Genomic DNA, 18,745 nt, shown 5'->3' with positions numbered 1-18,745 from the left:
AGCATGCGCGTTTTTACGCCCTGTAACAGACGTTTTCTTGACTGTAAAAATTCAGTAAAGCGCAACGGCGCGAAGCATAGCGCAGCACTCGTCGTATTTCCCTGCATAAAGCTGGTCAAGTGCGCTGCTCGTCGCTAGAATTGCGCACTTTTTGATCAGAGGCGCACTTCAAGCGCCCGTCCGTCGGCTTCTGCCATCAGGCAAGCGACGTCACAAAACACCGAGGTTAGACATGTCCACCACTCCTGCGCCGGCCAATCCAAAGGTTGGCTTCGTTTCTCTGGGTTGCCCGAAAGCACTGGTCGACTCCGAGCGCATCCTGACCCAGCTGCGCATGGAAGGCTATGACGTGGTGTCCACCTATCAGGACGCCGACGTGGTCGTGGTCAACACCTGCGGCTTCATCGACTCGGCCAAGGCCGAATCGCTGGAAGTCATCGGCGAAGCGATCAAGGAAAACGGCAAGGTCATCGTGACCGGCTGCATGGGCGTGGAAGAAGGCAATATCCGTGACGTGCACCCGAGCGTGCTGGCCGTCACCGGTCCGCAGCAGTACGAGCAAGTGGTCAACGCGGTGCACGAAGTCGTGCCGCCGAAGCAGGATCACAACCCGCTGATCGACCTGGTGCCGCCGCAAGGCATCAAGCTGACCCCGCGCCACTACGCGTATCTGAAGATTTCCGAAGGCTGCAACCACAGCTGCAGCTTCTGCATCATCCCGTCGATGCGCGGCAAACTGGTCAGCCGCCCGGTGGGCGACGTGCTCGACGAAGCCCAGCGTCTGGTCAAATCCGGCGTGAAGGAACTGCTGGTGATTTCCCAGGACACCAGCGCCTATGGCGTTGACGTCAAGTACCGCACCGGTTTCTGGAACGGCGCGCCGGTGAAAACCCGCATGACCGAACTGTGCGAAGCGCTGAGCACCCTCGGCGTCTGGGTCCGTCTGCACTACGTTTACCCGTACCCGCACGTCGACGAACTGATCCCGCTGATGGCCGCCGGCAAGATCCTGCCGTACCTGGACATTCCGTTCCAGCACGCCAGCCCGAAAGTCCTCAAGTCGATGAAACGCCCGGCGTTCGAAGACAAGACCCTGGCGCGGATCAAGAACTGGCGCGAAATCTGCCCGGACCTGATCATCCGTTCGACCTTCATCGTCGGCTTCCCCGGCGAAACCGAAGAAGACTTCCAGTACCTGCTGGACTGGCTGACCGAAGCCCAGCTCGACCGCGTCGGCTGCTTCCAGTATTCGCCGGTCGAAGGCGCTCCAGCCAACGATCTGGATCTGGAAGTGGTTCCGGACGACGTCAAGCAGGACCGCTGGGAACGCTTCATGGCGCACCAGCAGGCCATCAGTTCGGCGCGCCTGCAAATGCGCATCGGCCGTGAAATCGAAGTGCTGGTGGACGAAGTCGACGAGCAAGGCGCGGTCGGCCGCTGCTTCTTCGATGCCCCGGAAATCGACGGCAACGTGTTCATCGACAACGGCAGCAACCTCAAGCCGGGCGACAAGGTCTGGTGCAAGGTGACCGACGCCGACGAATACGACCTCTGGGCCGAACAGATCTAAGCGCGAAAAATACAGAAAGCCCCGCTCTCTTTTACGAGATGCGGGGCTTTTTTACGGCTATCGTTTGGGGTGGGAAGGACTCCCTCATCCATGACAAAGAGGCTATCGGGCATGCGTCACCACTCGGTCATCCACACGCCGAAACTCAGCGATTATCAGGAACTGACCCGGGTCTGGGAGGCCTCGGTCCGCGCGACTCATGATTTCCTGCCGGAATCCTACATCGAGCTGCTGAAGAATCTGGTGCTGACCCGCTACCTCGATGCGGTGATGCTGATCTGCACCCGGGACAGCCACCAGCGCATCACCGGGTTTGCCGGGGTTGCTGCGGGCAAGATCGAAATGCTGTTCATCGACCCGGCCCATCGCGGTCAGGGCCTTGGCAAGAAACTGCTGAAGTACGCGATGGAGCACCTGAACGCCGACGAACTGGACGTCAACGAACAAAACCCGCAGGCCCTGGGGTTTTACTTCAAGCAAGGGTTCGAGGTGATCGGCCGCTCGGAAGTCGATGGCATGGGCCAGCCGTATCCGCTGTTGCACATGCGCCTGAAACAACCGGAGCAGCGCGCCGTACGCGGCTAAAAGCCACACGGCGCAAATGCAATCGGGCTTAACCGGCCCCAGGCAGGTACAATGCCCACCCCTTTTTTGTTACGGCCCCTGTCATGACTGACCCGATTCGCCTCTCCAAACGCCTCATCGAGCTGGTCGGTTGCTCCCGCCGGGAGGCCGAGCTGTTCATCGAGGGCGGCTGGGTCACCGTGGACGGCGAAGTCATCGACGAGCCGCAGTTCAAGGTCGGCGACCAAAAGGTCGAGCTCGACAAGGACGCCAAGGCCACCGCGCCGGAGCCGGTGACCATCCTGCTCAACGTGCCGGCCGGCATGGATGTCGACAGCGCCATGCAGTCGCTGAACGCCGAAACCCTCAGCGAAGAACACCGCTACGGCAAGCGTCCGCTGCGCGGGCACTTCCTGCGCCTGACCGCCAGCGCCGACCTGCAACCCAAGGCCAGCGGCCTGCTGGTGTTCACCCAGGACTGGAAGGTGTTGCGCAAGCTCACCGCAGACGCGGCCAAGATCGAGCAGGAATACGTGGTCGAAGTCGAAGGCGACATGGTTGCCCACGGCCTCAATCGCCTGCAGCACGGCCTCACCCACAAGGGCAAGGAGCTGCCGCCGGTCAAAGCCAGCTGGCAGAACGAAAACCGTCTGCGCTTCGCCATGAAAAACCCGCAGCCGGGGATCATCGCCCAGTTCTGCGAAGCGGTCGGCCTGAAGGTCATCGGCATCCGCCGCATCCGCATCGGCGGCGTGTCCATCGGCAAAGTGCCGGTCGGCCAATGGCGCTACCTGTCCGGCAAAGAGAAATTCTAAGGCTCGCAAGCCACCCTACATTCCGGCATCGCGCCCCGCTCGGTGCCCACAGCGAACAATCAGGATTGCACACATGGTTCACAACGACGTTCTGCGCAGCGTGCGCTACATGCTCGACATCAGCGACAAGAAAGTGGTCGAGATCATCAAACTCGGCGGCCTGGACGTCACGCTTGCCGATGTCGTGACGTACCTCGACAAGAAAGAAGAAGACGAAGAAGGTTTCGTGCGCTGCCCGGACGAAGTCATCGCGCACTTCCTCGACGGTCTGGTGATCTTCAAGCGCGGCAAGGACGAAAGCCGTCCGCCGCTGCCGATCGAAGTGCCGGTGACCAACAACATCATCCTGAAAAAACTGCGCGTGGCCTTCGAACTGAAGGAAGACGACATGCACGCGATCCTCAAGGCTGCCGACTTCCCGGTGTCCAAGCCTGAGCTGAGCGCATTGTTCCGCAAGGTCGGCCACACCAACTACCGCCCGTGCGGCGATCAGTTGCTGCGCAATTTCCTCAAGGGGCTCACGCTCCGCGTGAGAGCGTAAAGCAGCGACAGGCGTCGAGCTGCAAGCTTTTACTCGTAGCTCGACGCTCGCAACTTGAAGCTGGCCCTATGGCCTCCCATTCCTTCCAAAAATAGTGGCTCCGCTTTTCGCAGCCGGCGACTAGGGTGTACTGAACCCTAGCCCTCAGGATTCGCCATGCACCCGTATTTCTCCCTGCAAGGCCGCACCGCCCTGGTGACCGGCGGCACCCGTGGTATCGGCAAAATGATCGCCAAGGCGTTTGTCGAAGCAGGCGCCCGCGTGTACGTCTGCTCCCGTGACGCGGAAGCCTGTCATCAAACCGCTGAAGAACTCAGTGCCCTGGGCACGTGTCATGGCATGGCGGCGAATCTGGCGACAGAAGAAGGCGTGAAAGAGCTGGCCGCGCGACTGGGCGAGCAGATCACTCATCTGGATATTCTGGTGAACAACGCCGGCACCACTTGGGGCGCGCCGCTGGAGAGCTACCCGGTCAAGGGCTGGGAGAAAGTCATGCAACTCAACGTGACCTCGGTGTTCAGTTGCATCCAGCAGTTTCTGCCGTTGCTGCGCCAATCCGGGTCGGCGGCCAATCCGGCGCGGATCATCAACATCGGCTCGGTAGCGGGGATCTCGTCTTTCGGTGAACAGGCCTATGCCTACGGACCGAGCAAAGCGGCTCTGCATCAACTGTCGCGGATTCTCGCCCGGGAACTGGTGAGCCAGCACATTAACGTCAATGTCATCGCGCCGGGACGCTTCCCGAGCAAAATGACCCAGCACATCGGCAGCGACCAGCAGGCGCTGGCCGAAGACACTGCGCTGATCCCGATGAAACGCTGGGGGCGTGAGGAAGAGATGGCAGCGCTGGCGATCAGCCTGGCGAGTACCGCCGGGGCGTACATGACCGGGAATATCATTCCGCTGGATGGCGGGTTTAGTCTCTGATATCGGCGGTGAGGCTATCGCTGGTAAGCCAGCTCCCACAGGTCTTTTGGTGTACACACATGATGCGAACTCCCGCGAACCCTGTGGGAGCTGGCTTGCCGGCGATAGCGTCAGGTCTGCCAGCACCAGACTGGCGGCCGGACGGGTTATCATGCCCGCCCTGCTCCGCTTCGAATGCAAACCATGACTTACAGCGTCTCCCCCATCGGCTTCGTCCGCTCCTGCTTCAAGGAGAAGTTCGCCATCCCGCGCCAGCCGCAACTGGCACCCGCCGCCCGTGGCGTGCTGGAACTGGTGGCACCGTTCGATCAGGGCGACGCGGTGCAGGGACTGGAGCAGGTCAGTCATGTCTGGCTGCTGTTCCTGTTCCATCAGGCGCTGGAAGACAAGCCGCGCCTCAAGGTCCGCCCTCCGCGCCTCGGTGGCAACAAGTCGATGGGCGTGTTCGCCACCCGCGCCACGCACCGGCCGAACGGCATCGGTCAGTCGGTGGTGAAACTGGACAAGGTCGAGGCCAACCGCCTGTTCATCTCCGGCATCGACTTGCTGGACGGCACGCCGATTCTCGACGTCAAACCCTACGTGCCGTACGCCGACATCATTGCTGACGCTTCCAACAGCATCGCCAGTGCCGCGCCGCAACTGATCGACGTGCAGTGGACGGACGCGGCGCTGCAACAGGCGCACACGCACGCTCAGCGCCTGGCCGAGCCGCTGGTCGAGCTGATCGAGCAGTGCCTGGCCCAGGATCCGCGCCCGGCCTATCAGACGCCCGCGCCCGAACGCGAATACGGCGCGCAGTTCTGGGATCTGGACGTGCGCTGGCATTACCCTGTGCCTGAGCAGATCCGCGTCCTGGAAGTCATCCCCGCCGCTGACTGAATCGCGAAAACGAAAAAGCCCGCGCTGCCTTCTCAGGCAACGCGGGCTTTTCTTTGGCATCGTCGGGATTACTTCTCGACGAATGCGCGCTCGATCAGGTAGTCACCCGGCTCGCGCATACGCGCCGAGATCTTCAGGCCGAAGCTGTCGAGCACTTCGCTGGTCTCGTCGAGCATGCTCGGGCTGCCGCAGATCATCGCGCGGTCGTCCTGCGGGTTGATCGGTGGCAGGCCGATGTCGCTGAACAGCTTGCCGCTGCGCATCAGGTCGGTCAGACGGCCCTGATTCTCGAACGGTTCGCGGGTCACGGTCGGGTAGTAGATCAGCTTGTCACGCAGCGCCTCGCCGAAGAACTCGTTCTGCGGCAGGTGCTCGGTGATGAATTCGCGGTAGGCGACTTCGTTGACGTAACGAACACCGTGAACCAGGATCACTTTCTCGAAGCGCTCGTAGGTTTCCGGGTCCTGGATCACGCTCATGAACGGCGCCAGACCGGTGCCGGTGCTCAGCAGATACAGGTGCTTGCCCGGGTTCAGGTCGTCCAGCACCAGGGTGCCGGTCGGTTTTTTCGAGATGATGATCTCGTCGCCTTCCTTCAGGTGCTGCAGCTGGGAGGTCAGCGGACCGTCCTGCACCTTGATGCTGAAGAACTCGAGATGCTCTTCCCAGTTCGGGCTGGCGATCGAGTAAGCGCGCATAAGCGGGCGGCCGTTTGGCTGTTGCAGGCCGATCATCACGAACTGACCGTTCTCGAAGCGCAAGCCCGGATCGCGGGTGCACTTGAAGCTGAACAGAGTGTCGTTCCAGTGATGAACACTGAGGACACGCTCGTGGTTCATGTTGCTCATGTACGTGGGACTCCTGGAGATTGATCTGCGCCTGCCCGGCTCGTGTTGAAGAATGCCGACGGTGCGCAATTGCATCGCATTCTAATAGCGCCGACAATATCTGTTAACTGGATTATTAAGATAAGGGTTATCGGTTATATCGATATGCGATTTACTCTTCGTCAACTGCAAGTCTTCGTCGCCGTCGCCCAGCAGGAAAGCGTGTCCCGTGCTGCGGGTCTGCTCAACCTGTCGCAATCGGCTGCCAGCACGTCCATCACCGAACTGGAGCGCCAGTCCAGCTGCCAGCTGTTCGACCGCGCCGGTAAACGCCTGAGCCTCAACGCCCTCGGCAAACAGTTGTTGCCACAAGCGGTGGCCCTGCTCGATCAGGCCAAGGAAATCGAAGACCTGCTCAACGGCAAATCCGGTTTCGGCTCGCTGTCGGTGGGCGCGACCCTGACCATCGGCAATTACCTGGCGACCCTGCTGATCGGCGGTTTCATGCAGCGCCACCCCGAAAGCCAGGTGAAGCTGCATGTGCAGAACACTGCCAATATCGTGCAACAAGTGGCTCATTACGAAATTGATCTGGGTCTAATCGAGGGCGATTGCAGCCACCCGGACATCGAGGTGCAAAGCTGGGTCGAGGATGAACTGGTGGTGTTCTGCGCCCCACAGCATCCGTTGGCCAAGCGCGGCAGCGCGACCATGGAGGAATTGACTCATGAAGCATGGATTTTGCGGGAACAGGGGTCGGGGACGCGCCTGACCTTCGATCAGGCGATGCGTCATCATCGCAGCGCGCTGAACATCCGGCTGGAGCTGGAACACACCGAAGCGATCAAACGCGCGGTGGAATCAGGTCTGGGGATTGGCTGCATCTCGCGCCTGGCGCTGCGTGACGCCTTCCGTCGCGGCAGCCTGGTGCCGGTGGAGACGCCGGATCTGGATCTGGCGCGGCAGTTCTATTTCATCTGGCACAAGCAGAAGTACCAGACCTCCGCCATGCGCGAATTCCTCGATCTGTGCCGCGCCTTCACCGCCGGGGTCCAGCGCAGCGACGAGATCGTTCTGCCGAGCATCGCTTAGAGCAGAATCACCGCCCACACCAGGGCGATCATGCTCAGTGCCACGAATTGCGCGGCACTGCCCATGTCCTTGGCGTTCTTGGACAGCGGGTGCAACTCCAGCGAGATACGGTCGATGGCCGCCTCCACCGCTGAATTCAACAGCTCGACGATCAGCGCCAGCAGGCACACGGCGATCAGCAGCGCCTGCTCGACCCGGCTGACATTGAGGAAAAACGTCAGCGGAATCAGTACCACGTTAAGCAGCACCAACTGGCGGAATGCGGCTTCGCCAGTGAAGGCGGCGCGCAAGCCGTCCAGCGAGTAACCGGAAGCGTTGAGGATGCGTTTCAGGCCCGTCTGGCCCTTGAAAGGTGACATAAAGTAGATAACCGACCGAAAGGAAGTGGGGAAGCTAGATCAACGAAAGTCAAAAAAGCGTGAAGACGCCAGCGCTTACTGGCTCGGAATTGACTCAAGTTGTTGCAGCAGTAAAGCTGCCTGGGTCCGGGTCCGCACGTTCAACTTGCGAAAAATCGCCGTGACGTGGGCCTTGATGGTCGCTTCGGACACGCTCAGCTCGTAGGCGATCTGCTTGTTCAGCAAACCTTCGCAGACCATGGTCAGCACCCGGAACTGCTGCGGCGTCAGGCTCGCAAGGCCATCGCTGGCGGCTTTGGCTTCATCCGAAACGCTGACCGCTTCGAACGCCTGGGGTGGCCAGAACACGTCCCCGTCCAACACTTTACGCACCGCTTCCTGAATCACGCTCAGGTCGCTGGACTTGGGAATGAAACCACTGGCACCGAATTCCCGGGACTTGACCATCACCGAGGCTTCTTCCTGGGCCGAAACCATCACCACCGGAATCTGCGGGTATTGACCGCGCAGCATCACCAGCCCGGAAAATCCGAAAGCGCCCGGCATGTTCAGGTCCAGCAGCACTAGATCCCAGTCAGCCTTTTCGGTCAGGCGGGTTTCCAGCTCGGCGATGCTCGCCACCTCCACCATGCGTACATCCGGGCCAAGGCCCATCGTCACTGCTTGATGCAGCGCGCTACGAAAGAGAGGGTGATCATCGGCAATCAGGATGTCGTATGTGGCCATTTTTCAAATGATCCTGTTTTTGATGGCGGGCCCGCGCATTCGGGCCTCACCAAAGCAAATCCAGATACCGCCCGGCAGCGGTATCCACAGGGGCACGTTCAACGCCAATCACGAACAAAAACGGCGTTTCAAACCTTGGCCGCACCCCAATCGGCGCCAAGCATGACCAGCGAAGCCGGGGTGGTCAAGCCGCACGGCCACTGCTTTAGCAGTATGGGCCAGGATCAGGCCGGTACTGGCGCCGCGTTTCGGATATAGGGCAGCAATTCGGCGTGGGCCGGCGTCGACACATTGACATCCAGTTGCTGCTTGGCCCCCAGGTAATGCTGGCTGAACACATCGAAATAGGCATCCAGCGCCGACGCCGCGTCCGAATCGCCGGCCAGTTCCAGACACAGCGCCGCCACTTCGGCGGTGCACAGGTGCTCGCTGCGGGTCGAGCGGCGCAGGCGATAGCGCGAGAGTTTGTCGGGCAACAAGCTCAGGATCGGCAAACGGTCGAAATACGGGCTCTTGCGGAAAATCTTCCGGGCTTCGGTCCAGGTCGCATCCAGCAGGATGAACAGCGGACGCTTGCTGCTATCGAGATCCACGGTGTTGGTCACCCGCGAAGGTTCGACGTACTCGCCAGGGAATACCAGATACGGCTGCCATTGCGGGTCGTTCAGCAGCGCCAGCAGTTGCTCGTCGGGTTCGGTCCGCGACCAGATGAAGGCATGGTTGTCGCGCACGATGTCGGCGATCAACCAACCGGTGTTACTTGGCTTGAACACTTCCTTGCCGGTCATGATCAGGCAAACGCCCGAGCGTGTATCGACGGTTGGCCGCCAGGCGCACAGGCAATGGCTGATGATCACCCGGCAATCGCGGCAGCGCGGGGAGCGAAAGCCACGGGCCTGGATCGGTTTGATGCCTTCGTCCTCGCGCTGATCGCGCAGGCGGGCCACGGCGTTGGGGGCATGATTCATCGCAGACGGCACCGGCAGACAGGAAAACTCGACACGAACGACACTCGGCAGGGCAATAAAGGGCGGCAGTTTACCAGAGCGACGGGCACAAGCCTGTACCCTCCCGACCGGCTCCCCTATAATTCGCCGCCACTGAACGCACAGTCACGTGGCTGGTCGAACCACCAGTCACTGAACCAGGAGAGTTTCATGCTGCGCCTTATCGTTCCCACCGCTGCCATTCTGCTGGCCTCGTCCTTCAGCGCTCAGGCTGCATCCCTGAGTGAGCAGAATCTGAACCGAGAGCTGCGCAATGTCGCCGCACAAAGCAGCGTCGGCACGCCACGGGCGATCAACGAAGACATTCTTGATCAGGGCTACACCGTCGAAGGCACCACGCTGGTCAACCACCTGAGCGTGCAAAAGAGCCACGCCGACAAAATGCGCGCCGATCCCAAAGCCGTGTATTTCCAGCTGGGCGCCTCGGTCTGCAACAATCCGTCGTACCGCAAGCTGATGGCCAAAGGCGCGATCATGCGTTATGAATTCACCGAAGTGAAAAGCAACAAGGCGATCGGCTCCGCCAGCTACCAGGAATCGGATTGCCCGAAAGCGGCTCCAGCGAAGAAGAAGTAATCATCGCGACGTAGCGCGCCGCTGTTCATCCTCGGCGCGCAGTTCGGCCAGCAAGGCCTGCAAGTAACGCGAGCGGCGCTCCCCTCCCGCCAGGCGTCGGCAGCACTCCTCTTCGAGACTCACATGGTTGGTCTCGGCCGATGCTTTCAACAACCGATACAGCTGCGTATCGATCTCCAGAATGACTCTGGTCATGTGTCCTGCCTCCTTGCCACCCGCAAATCCTTGAATAGCGTGCACCTTGCGTACGGTCGTTGACGCAAAGTTGTCGTACGGCGCCTTTAACTTAGTAAATCAGAGCATTCAGCCCTCGACGTGGCATCGGACGAGCGGTGAAAACACTTCGCAAAGCGGCAATAAGCAGTTGCCAGGAAAGACTTTGCGGCGCAATGCTCAATGAGCGAAAAATGCTTTGAGGGTCTAGATTCAACGTATTCCCGATCTTTTATTAACGGCAGGAAAGGAGCTGCCGACTGTTTGTTTTCTTGCAGCGCGGCACTGACGCCGCACGTCAGAGCCGAAAGCTCTGTGCAGAAGGAGAAGTTGCATGCCTTACCAACCGAATGACCTGCTCAGCCGTCATTTTCAGGAAAGCGGCCACGACCTCATCAGCAAGGTCGAAGAACAACTCAACCTGGTGTCACCCAACAGTCCGAATTCCCCCATCTACCGCGACATGATCCTGACCGTGCTGCGCATGGCCCAGGAAGATCACAACCGCTGGAATGCCAAGATCACCCTGCAAGCCCTGCGCGAACTGGAGCAGGCGTTTCGCACGCTCGAACAGTTCAAGGGGCGACGCAAGGTCACGGTGTTCGGCTCGGCCCGCACCCCGGTCGAACATCCCCTTTACGCCATGGCTCGGGAACTCGGGGCCTCGCTGGCCCGCTCGAACATGATGGTCATCACCGGTGCCGGCGGCGGAATTATGGCCGCCGCCCATGAAGGTGCCGGCCGCGATCACAGCCTGGGTTTCAACATCACCCTACCCTTCGAACAACATGCCAACCCCACCGTGGACGGTACCAACAACCTGCTGCCGTTCCACTTCTTCTTCACCCGCAAGCTGTTCTTCGTCAAGGAAGCCGATGCGCTGGTGTTGTGCCCCGGCGGGTTCGGCACCCTGGACGAAGCGCTGGAAGTGCTCACGCTGATCCAGACCGGCAAAAGCCCTCTGGTGCCGGTGGTGCTGCTGGACGCACCGGGCGGGACTTTCTGGCAAGGCGCGCTGGACTTCATTCGCCAGCAACTGGAGGAAAACCGTTACATTCTGCCGACCGACCTGAAGTTGGTGCGCCTGGTCTACAACGTTGAAGAGGCGGTGGAGCAGATCAACAAGTTCTACGGCAACTTCCACTCCAGCCGTTGGCTCAAGCGCCAGTTTGTCATTCGCATGAACCACAAGTTGAGCGATCAGGCCCTGGAGCATATGCAGGAAGCGTTTGCCGATTTGTGCCTGAGTGACCAGTTCCATCAACACGCCTACGCCGGCGAAGAGCACGACGATGCTCAATTCAGCCACCTGACGCGCCTGGCATTCGCCTTCAATGCCCGGGATCACGGGCGTCTGCGGGAGCTGGTGGACTACATCAACCTGCCGGAAAACTGGGCCCACTCAAAACCCCAAACCGCGCAACGCACTCGCGAACCGTCGAAGGTAACGTGAAGGCAAAAAAAACGGCCCGCTATCGAAATAGCGGGCCGTTTTTATTTTTCAGATGAAGCTGAGCTGAAGCTGGAACAATTTAATCGTCCATCCCTCTGCCGCTGAACAAGCGGTTGATCATCTCCATCGAGAATCCCCGGTACGCCAGGAATCGACCTTGTCTGGCGCGTTCCTTGGCATCGCAGGGAAGTTGTCCGGAGAACTTCCGTTGCCACGTGTCCGTTAGCTGCTCCTGCCAGTTTATGCCGCTCTCGCGCAAGGCGAGTTCGATATCGGCGCGTTGCAAACCGCGCTGGCTCAGTTCTTCGCGAATCCGCAGAGGGCCATAACCGGAGCGGGCGCGATAGGAAACAAAACTTTCAAGATAACGGGCTTCGGAAAGCAGCCCTTCTTCCGTCAAACGGTCGAGGGCTGTTTCGATCATCTCGGGGGGAGCGCCACGCTGACGCAGTTTTCGCGTCAGCTCGACTCGACCGTGCTCGCGACGTGCGAGCAGGTCCATGGCGGTTCGCCGCACCGCGACGAGGGTATCGAGTACGGCGGTTGTCATCGGTGCAATCAGATGTCGGCGTCAGCCAGGTCGTCTTCGGTCTCTTTGACCGCAGAAGCCTTGGAATCAGCAATCACAGCTGGCGACAGCAGTTTGTCACGCAGTTGCTTCTCGAGCTTGGCCGCGACTTCCGGGTTGTCCGCCAGGAACTTGGCCGAGTTGGCCTTGCCCTGACCGATCTTGGTGCCTTCGTAGGCATACCAGGCGCCGGACTTCTCGACGAAACCGTGCAGTACGCCCAGGTCGATCATCTCGCCGTTCAGATAAATACCCTTGCCGTAGAGAATCTGGAACTCGGCCTGACGGAACGGCGAAGCCACCTTGTTCTTCACAACCTTGACGCGGGTTTCGCTGCCGACCACTTCGTCGCCTTCCTTCACCGCGCCGGTACGGCGGATGTCGAGACGAACCGAGGCGTAGAACTTCAGCGCGTTACCACCGGTGGTGGTTTCCGGGCTGCCGAACATCACGCCGATCTTCATGCGGATCTGGTTGATGAAGATCACCAGGCAGTTGGCGTTCTTGATGTTACCGGTGATTTTACGCAGCGCCTGGGACATCAGACGGGCTTGCAGGCCCACGTGCATGTCACCCATTTCGCCTTCGATTTCTGCCTTCGGTACCAGAGCGGCCACGGAGTCGACGATGATCACGTCAACGGCGTTGGAGCGCACCAGCATGTCGGTGATTTCCAGGGCCTGTTCGCCGGTGTCCGGCTGGGAAACCAGCAGGTCGTCGACATTGACGCCCAGCTTGCCGGCGTACTCTGGGTCGAGGGCGTGTTCGGCGTCGACGAAGGCGCAGGTCGCACCGGCTTTTTGAGCCTGGGCGATCACGGACAGCGTCAGTGTGGTTTTACCGGAAGATTCAGGACCGTAGATTTCAACAATACGGCCTTTTGGCAGGCCGCCGATGCCGAGTGCGATGTCCAGACCCAGAGAGCCGGTGGAAATGGCCGGGATCGCCTGACGGTCCTGATCGCCCATACGCATTACGGCACCCTTGCCGAATTGACGTTCGATCTGACCCAGGGCCGCAGCCAAGGCTTTCTTCTTGTTGTCGTCCATTAAAGTCCTCACGTAATCAATAAGGCCTGACGGCCAACACCTGTATAAGTAGCCAGTATTATTCCACAGCGTTCACGGATCGCCTACCCCTGATTTTCGATTTCTCGTGCCGCTAGTCGCAGCAAGCCCTCTAGCGCGGCCTTCACCGTTTGTCGGCGGACGTCGTCGCGGTTGCCGGGGAAGTGCTGGACCTCGCTGGAAACCTGGTCGCCCACGCCCCACGCCAGCCAGACGGTGCCCACCGGTTTGTTCGGCGAACCACCGTCCGGCCCGGCCACGCCGCTGACCGCCACGGCAAACCGCGCCAGGCTTTTTTCCTGGGCGCCGCGCACCATGGCCTCGACCACTTCGCGACTGACCGCGCCCACGGTGCCGAACAGCTCCGCCGGCACATTCAACTGCTGGGTTTTCTGGCGGTTGGAGTAGGTCACGTAACCCGCTTCGAACCACGCCGAACTCCCAGGAATGCGGGTGATCGCTTCGGCAATCCCGCCACCGGTACAGGACTCGGCCGTCGTGACGTGAGAATTGAGCAATTGCAGACGTCGGCCAAGTTCGGCCGCCAGTTGGGTGATTTCTTTCACGGCGCGCTCCGGATCGGATGGAATGGGTACCACCGTACACGAGCCGGTTGCGCTTTCAATACACAAGCTTATTCAAAATGTTCGGGCGCCAGCGCTCTGATATAGGCCTGACAAGCCTGCAAGGCAATCAGTCCGCGGTCGCCTTCGCCGGTGATGGCGACAATTCGTCGAGCATGCGCCGGGTCAAGTCGGGCGCGTACGGCTGCATGATCCACGCCGCCGGCGCCGGAGGTGGCTGGCACACCGCAGCCTTGGGCAGCGTCGCCTGCGTCGATGAGGACTGACAGGCGCAGATCAGCAGTGGCAAGACGATCGCGCAGGCGATCCTGATCACGTTGGGCATCGTTCAGTGCTCGATAATGGGTTTGATCACTGGCCGTGAGCCGTTGCTCCAGGGCCAGGCGCTTGTCCTGCTCCGCCTGTTGCGCTGTGGCGGCGGTCAGAGTCAATTGATTGAGGGCTTCGGCATGCAGCCGGGCCTGCTCGGCCAGCCGTCCTTCGTAGCGCCAGTCCTGGACCTGCCAGGCCAGCGCCGCCGAACCACCGGCCAGCAGCAAAGCGCCGATGACACACCAGAACTTCAGACCGAAGGCTGGCATAACACTGCCCTCGCCCGCGCCCAGATGTCGAGGCGGTCCTGCAAACCGTTCAACCCGCCGTTGATCCGCCGGGTAATGCTGTTGAACTGATCCTGATCCGCCAGTTCGTTCAAGCCATTCTTCTCCCAGAACCACGCCGCGGACTCCGCCGCCCATTGCGGTTGTTCGAGCAACTCAGGCAAGGCCAGCAGGCGCTCGTCACCGAAAAGTCCGAGACTGCACTGACGATAATTGCTGCGCCCGGTGATCTGGATCAGCCCGCGCCCGCGATACTTCTGCCCGTCGCCGTCAGCCTCGGGCGTGTTGCCCAGGCGCAAGGCCAGCGTACCGGTGTCGTATTTGCTCAGGTACTGGTTGTTGCCCAGCTCACGTACGTACTGCAATTGCCCGGACTCGTGTCCGATCTGGGCGAGAAACGTAGCGATGCGTTTCGGTGTATCGATGCGATGGCGGGCCATGGCCGTGTTGAGCGCCGAAACAAAAACGCCCGCTTGGGAGCGGGCGTTGGGCATGATGGTTAAAAGGTTGTTTTCAGTTATTTGCATAATGCGTGATCCTCCCTGGATGCTCCGATTGAACCATGGCTGCAGGCTGATGCCTGTCAGCCATTTTTTGCCAGAATTTTCAGGGGTGCTGTCGGGGACTGTTCGCCGAAGCGATCAGTAGCCCCGCCGGTAGACATCAGAACTTGATGACGTACAACAGAGCCGTGTTCATCGGACGCGCCTCGTTGCCACCCGACGCAGCGACAGACATCGTGTGCGTGTGTTGACCCGCGGCATCCACGCCCACATTGTGCGCATGGTTGCCGTCCGCCACGATGCCGTGGGAGTGCGCCGGGGCGTTGGTCGTAAAGTTGCGGTTGACGAAGGGGGCCGAACTGGAGCCCATGATCGACCCCGCCGTGTTGCCGCCGTTGATGACACCCTGCCCGCCCAGGACGACATCAATGTTGAACGCGCCACCGCCGACGACAGCACCTCCGTGTGCGTGGACGCCGGCAGCATCCGTGCGCGCCGTGTGAGCGTGGTTGCCCGCAGCGGCCGCCGAAACATCGTGAATGTGCGAGGCGTTCTGTCCTGCCTGTTTGCTGCCCAGTACACGACCAGGATCGACGCCGCGACCATCGTCCAGACCTCGAACGAACTCGCCACGCAGATCCGGCACGTTGAAGGTGTTGGTACCATCCCCGGCACCAAACCGGGTACCGATCGCGGCAAACAGATTGGCGTACTGAGTCCGCGATACAGGCTGTCCGCTGCACTTGAGCCAGCCGCTTGGAGCGTCGACGGTAGCGACCGTTTTCACGTCGCCGACATCGGCCCCCAGTTGCCGCGCCACACCGGTACTCGCAATCAGAATCCAGGCTCCGCTGCCCACGGAGCTGTTCCATTGCACCCAGGCATCGCCCGTCGCGACGATTTCACCGGAGCGAAGCGGGGAATGATCGACGCCTACAATAGGTTTGGCGATTGATCCCGCCACGGAAAAGGTACTGGCGCCGGTGTTGGTATTGAGTGCCTTGAAACGCAGCACCATACCGTCGACCAGAGCGGTCGGAGCCGGCGAGTAGGTGGCGGCATAGGCATTGACCGCGCCGGTGTCGAGGGCGAAATCGATGAGACCCGCCTGATTGATCTTGCGGATGGCCACGAGCAATTGACCGACGTTGGCTTCGTCTGGAACCAGCGCACCGGCCTTGATGACGCCGAGCAACTCTTCGGTGACGGAATTGCCCCACACTGCCGGGATCAGCGATCCAGGAGTACCGGCCACCGGGTTTTCATCGACAAACTTGCCATTGACCAGCCCAACGCTGGGCACACTCTTTGGATAATCCATTATTCATTCCTTAGTCATAGTTGATGTACACCTGGGTATGAGCCGGTGTGCTGCGGTGAATGAGGCATTCCAGAGCCGAGCCTGGATTCATGCCGAAACGCTCCCCCCAGTAACTGGCACCAAAACGGCGCCCGCTGGACAGGCGTCCGCCGGTATTGAGGATCCACATGAATTGCGCTCTCCAGGTGCCGAAATGCGCATTGCCAAATCGCGAGCGCCCCATGCGCGGAACCCGGAGTTCGGAGACCGTTGCCTGTGGATACCCCTGGCTTCGTGCGACCTCGACGAAATAGGCTGCCGTCTGGCTGCCTACCGCCAGCAAGCGCCGGCGCACGGCCAGTCGCCGATCGTCAAAGAGCGGTGTGGCGCCCAGGCACGGATCCGGCAGGTTCATCACTGCCTCCCAATCCGGCACCAACTCGCTGACAGTGACCGGATCCATCTCGTTGAGGACGTCGATCGCACGGGCGTCAAGCCGCGCCAGTTCCTGGGCGATGCCTCCAAGCACTTGGTCGAGCTCCGGAACTCGTCCCGGCTCCCAGGCCGGGCCACTGGGCAACAGGTTGCGCAACTGATCGCGGTATTGCGTGGCACTTCTCAAGACAGCCATTCGCACCCCCCAAAAGCCAGGAGTTGGTTACTGGCGGCCGTGACATTGGCGGAGGGTAATGAGAGGGAGTGATCCGTCTCACCCGTTGCACTGCTGATGGCTTCATTGATGTGACTGAGCAACAGCGTCTCGCCCAGACCCGCCTCACGGTTATGCAAATCGCGCAGCTGACTTTCGATAGCGGCACGCACGGCACTGGTGTCAGGCGTGATGCGCAGCTTGTAAGGCACTAACACTTTCACTGGCGCCATCACGCTCACATCCGCCGTCACCGGCCGCAACCGTTCGATATAGGCCTGTACTTCAGCGAGCTGCTCGTCATTGGGGATGGGCTGCGCATCGTCGTCCCGCATGACGAATACGCCGACCGTGCCCGGCCCCAGGAAGTTGCCGCGACACCATGCCCGAGTGATCCCGGGGCACTCCAGCGCCCATGTCTCGTAGTCCTGGGCCGAACCGCCGTGAGGAATGAGCCGGTAGGAGCGGATCACCCGCGAACGCAGGGACTCCAGACTTTCCCGGGCGATGCCGCCCGTCAGCCCGGGTGCCAGGACGATAAAGCTGTTACCGGCAATGCCCAGAATCGGTTGCACCGGCACCAGTGTCAGCCCGGCATCGGCATTGCCCTGGCTACCGGGATCCAGGGCTGCAATGGTCGTGCTGTTGACGCCGTTGCTGGTGGTGCGTGCGGCAGTGACCCGGTAAGTCCGGCCGTCATTCGATTGCAGCAACGTGTCGACATCCAGCACCGCCCCGGCGCTGGCACTGAAGCTGACGCTGCCGGTGGCAACCTGCGCGGATTTGCGCGGCTGGTTCAGACGCAGGGCGGCGATCCGTTCCAGGGTCGACTCATCGGCCGTATCGGGCAGGATCTGCTCGGCGATCCAATCGAGATAGCCATACAGTCCATAGACCGCACCACCGAGGGTGCGGGCCAGGACTTGCGCATCGGACTGGCGCAGCGAATCGCCGGCCAGGTCGCTTTGGGTGCGCTTGATCAGCACCGGCAGCGAAGGGGTTTCAAACGGCATAGATCACCTGCCAACTGTTTTCGGGGTTGATGTCCAGGCGCTCGCCGTCGGCCAGGGTCAGGACCGTGCGCAGGTTCAGGCGCTGGGCGTCGAGGCGTTCGCTGATGATGTCGATGGCGCTGCAATGGCCGTCGTCGATCAGCCATTGCAAGGCTTCACGGGCGTAGAACTCGGCGTCCATCTGTGTCTGGCGGGTCAGCTTGACCCGACGCAGCAGCCACAGCCGCGAACCGATGCGGTCATTGGCCACGGTGGGAAAAGTGTCGCCCCACCAGCCGTAACGTTCCTCGTCGTCGAGGGCATCGTCGTCGGCAGCGCGGCGCCAGGTAAAAAGGCTGATCAACACCGCGCGAGTCAGCGCGGCGTGCAGGTTTTGACTGATAAACATCACTGGCCTCCCGCCGGCGCACCGGTCTGGCCGCTACCGGCCTGCACGCCGACGTGCACGTGCTTGATCTGGCTGATGCCGCCGGCCACCTGATCGCCGGTGGACAAGATCTTGCCGGTCTGGTTGATCACCGGTGTGTCGAAGTTCACGGCCGTGCTTGCACGGATATTGAGCGTGGCGGTTTCGATGTCGATGATCCGCCCGCGCTTGAGGTGGATTTTGTCGCCCTCGTCGGTGTAGATCGCCACCTCGCCGGCCGCCAGCGATTGCAGGCGGTAACGGCGGTCAGCGACCACCAGGGCGATGGCATGAGAGCGGTCACCGCCGAGAAACGTGACGACGCCTTCGGCACCGGCCAATGGATGGCTGGTGAAACCGTAGGGTTCGAAGTGCTCCACGTCGTCGTTCACTTCACCGGCGGTGAGGCGCATTTGCAGCGATTGCAGCTTGGAGGCCGAACTGGCGAGCACGACAGTGCCGCGCGCCAGCAGGCGTGTCAGTAGGCTCATAGGGTTTCCTTGG

General features: G+C 60.9%; 24 protein-coding genes. 9 read left to right on the top strand and 15 right to left on the bottom strand.

Going from position 1 to position 18,745, the window contains the following annotated elements:
• Window positions 1-232: 232 nt before the first annotated feature.
• From rimO to tsaA, 6 genes are all read left to right on the top strand, one after another.
• Complete coding sequence (gene rimO, locus L6D82_RS04020) at window positions 233-1,570, top strand: 30S ribosomal protein S12 methylthiotransferase RimO (RefSeq protein WP_085748160.1); 1,338 nt, start codon at window positions 233-235, stop codon at window positions 1,568-1,570.
• Between the two features lie 111 nt (window positions 1,571-1,681).
• On the top strand, window positions 1,682-2,155 hold the full coding sequence (locus tag L6D82_RS04015) for a GNAT family N-acetyltransferase (RefSeq protein ID WP_041475157.1): 474 nt from the start codon (window positions 1,682-1,684) through the stop codon (window positions 2,153-2,155).
• 83 nt (window positions 2,156-2,238) lie between these two features.
• The gene (locus L6D82_RS04010) at window positions 2,239-2,949 is read left to right on the top strand and encodes an rRNA pseudouridine synthase (RefSeq protein ID WP_011332751.1); all 711 of its coding nucleotides are present in this window, start codon (window positions 2,239-2,241) and stop codon (window positions 2,947-2,949) included.
• A gap of 73 nt (window positions 2,950-3,022) precedes the next feature.
• Window positions 3,023-3,490: a YehS family protein gene (locus tag L6D82_RS04005; protein ID WP_236188155.1), complete on the top strand. Its 468-nt coding sequence runs from the start codon at window positions 3,023-3,025 to the stop codon at window positions 3,488-3,490.
• 156 nt (window positions 3,491-3,646) lie between these two features.
• Complete coding sequence (locus L6D82_RS04000) at window positions 3,647-4,417, top strand: SDR family oxidoreductase (RefSeq protein ID WP_085748158.1); 771 nt, start codon at window positions 3,647-3,649, stop codon at window positions 4,415-4,417.
• 183 nt (window positions 4,418-4,600) lie between these two features.
• Window positions 4,601-5,299, top strand: coding sequence for a tRNA (N6-threonylcarbamoyladenosine(37)-N6)-methyltransferase TrmO (tsaA, locus tag L6D82_RS03995; RefSeq protein WP_165369569.1), 699 nt, complete (start codon window positions 4,601-4,603; stop codon window positions 5,297-5,299).
• Between the two features lie 68 nt (window positions 5,300-5,367).
• Here tsaA and fpr read toward each other — a convergent pair whose 3' ends face one another.
• Complete coding sequence (gene fpr / locus L6D82_RS03990; protein WP_007908723.1) at window positions 5,368-6,147, bottom strand: ferredoxin-NADP reductase; 780 nt, start codon at window positions 6,145-6,147, stop codon at window positions 5,368-5,370.
• 144 nt (window positions 6,148-6,291) lie between these two features.
• On the opposite strand from fpr, the gene L6D82_RS03985 reads away from it, so the two are divergent.
• On the top strand, window positions 6,292-7,218 hold the full coding sequence (locus L6D82_RS03985) for a LysR family transcriptional regulator (protein ID WP_011332748.1): 927 nt from the start codon (window positions 6,292-6,294) through the stop codon (window positions 7,216-7,218).
• On the opposite strand, the gene L6D82_RS03980 is transcribed toward L6D82_RS03985, so the two are convergent.
• From L6D82_RS03980 to L6D82_RS03970, 3 genes are all read right to left on the bottom strand, one after another.
• Window positions 7,215-7,577: a diacylglycerol kinase gene (locus L6D82_RS03980; protein ID WP_003222276.1), complete on the bottom strand. Its 363-nt coding sequence runs from the start codon at window positions 7,575-7,577 to the stop codon at window positions 7,215-7,217. The genes L6D82_RS03985 and L6D82_RS03980 overlap by 4 nt on opposite strands.
• A 75-nt stretch (window positions 7,578-7,652) precedes the next feature.
• Window positions 7,653-8,303 carry a response regulator transcription factor ErdR gene (erdR, locus tag L6D82_RS03975; RefSeq protein ID WP_007954938.1) on the bottom strand — a complete coding sequence of 217 codons (651 nt, stop codon included), beginning with the start codon at window positions 8,301-8,303 and terminating at the stop codon, window positions 7,653-7,655.
• Window positions 8,304-8,527: 224 nt separating this feature from the next.
• Window positions 8,528-9,271 carry a tRNA-uridine aminocarboxypropyltransferase gene (locus L6D82_RS03970; RefSeq protein WP_007954936.1) on the bottom strand — a complete coding sequence of 248 codons (744 nt, stop codon included), beginning with the start codon at window positions 9,269-9,271 and terminating at the stop codon, window positions 8,528-8,530.
• 189 nt (window positions 9,272-9,460) lie between these two features.
• On the opposite strand from L6D82_RS03970, the gene L6D82_RS03965 reads away from it, so the two are divergent.
• On the top strand, window positions 9,461-9,886 hold the full coding sequence (locus tag L6D82_RS03965) for a PA3611 family quorum-sensing-regulated virulence factor (protein WP_085748156.1): 426 nt from the start codon (window positions 9,461-9,463) through the stop codon (window positions 9,884-9,886).
• Here L6D82_RS03965 and L6D82_RS03960 read toward each other — a convergent pair whose 3' ends face one another.
• A complete protein-coding gene (locus tag L6D82_RS03960) occupies window positions 9,887-10,081 on the bottom strand; it encodes a hypothetical protein (protein WP_085748155.1) in 195 nt (64 codons plus the stop codon). It abuts the gene before it with no gap.
• A gap of 352 nt (window positions 10,082-10,433) precedes the next feature.
• Between L6D82_RS03960 and L6D82_RS03955 the strand changes: the two genes are divergently transcribed.
• Window positions 10,434-11,552: an LOG family protein gene (locus L6D82_RS03955; protein WP_236188144.1), complete on the top strand. Its 1,119-nt coding sequence runs from the start codon at window positions 10,434-10,436 to the stop codon at window positions 11,550-11,552.
• 79 nt (window positions 11,553-11,631) lie between these two features.
• On the opposite strand, the gene recX is transcribed toward L6D82_RS03955, so the two are convergent.
• The 10 genes from recX to L6D82_RS03905 all read right to left on the bottom strand — a co-directional run bounded on the left by recX (window position 11,632) and on the right by L6D82_RS03905 (window position 18,732).
• The gene (recX, locus tag L6D82_RS03950) at window positions 11,632-12,102 is read right to left on the bottom strand and encodes a recombination regulator RecX (protein ID WP_236188142.1); all 471 of its coding nucleotides are present in this window, start codon (window positions 12,100-12,102) and stop codon (window positions 11,632-11,634) included.
• An 8-nt stretch (window positions 12,103-12,110) separates the two neighbouring features.
• Window positions 12,111-13,169: a recombinase RecA gene (recA, locus tag L6D82_RS03945; RefSeq protein WP_003222269.1), complete on the bottom strand. Its 1,059-nt coding sequence runs from the start codon at window positions 13,167-13,169 to the stop codon at window positions 12,111-12,113.
• Between the two features lie 83 nt (window positions 13,170-13,252).
• Window positions 13,253-13,753, bottom strand: a complete 501-nt coding sequence (locus L6D82_RS03940) for a CinA family protein (RefSeq protein ID WP_236188140.1) — start codon at window positions 13,751-13,753, stop codon at window positions 13,253-13,255.
• Between the two features lie 68 nt (window positions 13,754-13,821).
• A complete protein-coding gene (locus tag L6D82_RS03935; RefSeq protein ID WP_085748152.1) occupies window positions 13,822-14,352 on the bottom strand; it encodes a lysis system i-spanin subunit Rz in 531 nt (176 codons plus the stop codon).
• The gene (locus tag L6D82_RS03930) at window positions 14,334-14,897 is read right to left on the bottom strand and encodes a glycoside hydrolase family 19 protein (RefSeq protein ID WP_236188138.1); all 564 of its coding nucleotides are present in this window, start codon (window positions 14,895-14,897) and stop codon (window positions 14,334-14,336) included. The genes L6D82_RS03935 and L6D82_RS03930 overlap by 19 nt, the downstream gene beginning before the upstream one ends.
• Window positions 14,898-15,033: 136 nt before the next feature.
• Window positions 15,034-16,194: a phage tail protein gene (locus L6D82_RS03925; RefSeq protein WP_236188136.1), complete on the bottom strand. Its 1,161-nt coding sequence runs from the start codon at window positions 16,192-16,194 to the stop codon at window positions 15,034-15,036.
• A gap of 10 nt (window positions 16,195-16,204) precedes the next feature.
• Window positions 16,205-16,804: a YmfQ family protein gene (locus tag L6D82_RS03920; RefSeq protein WP_236188134.1), complete on the bottom strand. Its 600-nt coding sequence runs from the start codon at window positions 16,802-16,804 to the stop codon at window positions 16,205-16,207.
• Complete coding sequence (locus L6D82_RS03915; protein ID WP_236188132.1) at window positions 16,792-17,835, bottom strand: baseplate J/gp47 family protein; 1,044 nt, start codon at window positions 17,833-17,835, stop codon at window positions 16,792-16,794. Before L6D82_RS03915 ends, L6D82_RS03920 begins: the two co-directional genes overlap by 13 nt.
• A complete protein-coding gene (locus tag L6D82_RS03910; protein WP_085748147.1) occupies window positions 17,825-18,223 on the bottom strand; it encodes a phage GP46 family protein in 399 nt (132 codons plus the stop codon). The genes L6D82_RS03915 and L6D82_RS03910 overlap by 11 nt, the downstream gene beginning before the upstream one ends.
• Window positions 18,223-18,732, bottom strand: a complete 510-nt coding sequence (locus tag L6D82_RS03905) for a phage baseplate assembly protein V (RefSeq protein WP_236188130.1) — start codon at window positions 18,730-18,732, stop codon at window positions 18,223-18,225. The genes L6D82_RS03910 and L6D82_RS03905 overlap by 1 nt, the downstream gene beginning before the upstream one ends.
• Window positions 18,733-18,745: the final 13 nt, after the last annotated feature.

It is taken from the genome of Pseudomonas paraglycinae (assembly GCF_021601625.1).
GTDB classification, from domain to species: Bacteria; Pseudomonadota; Gammaproteobacteria; order Pseudomonadales; family Pseudomonadaceae; genus Aquipseudomonas; species Aquipseudomonas paraglycinae.
The sequence above is the reverse complement of the archived record's forward strand: the minus strand, read 5'-3'. Positions and strand labels throughout refer to the sequence as shown.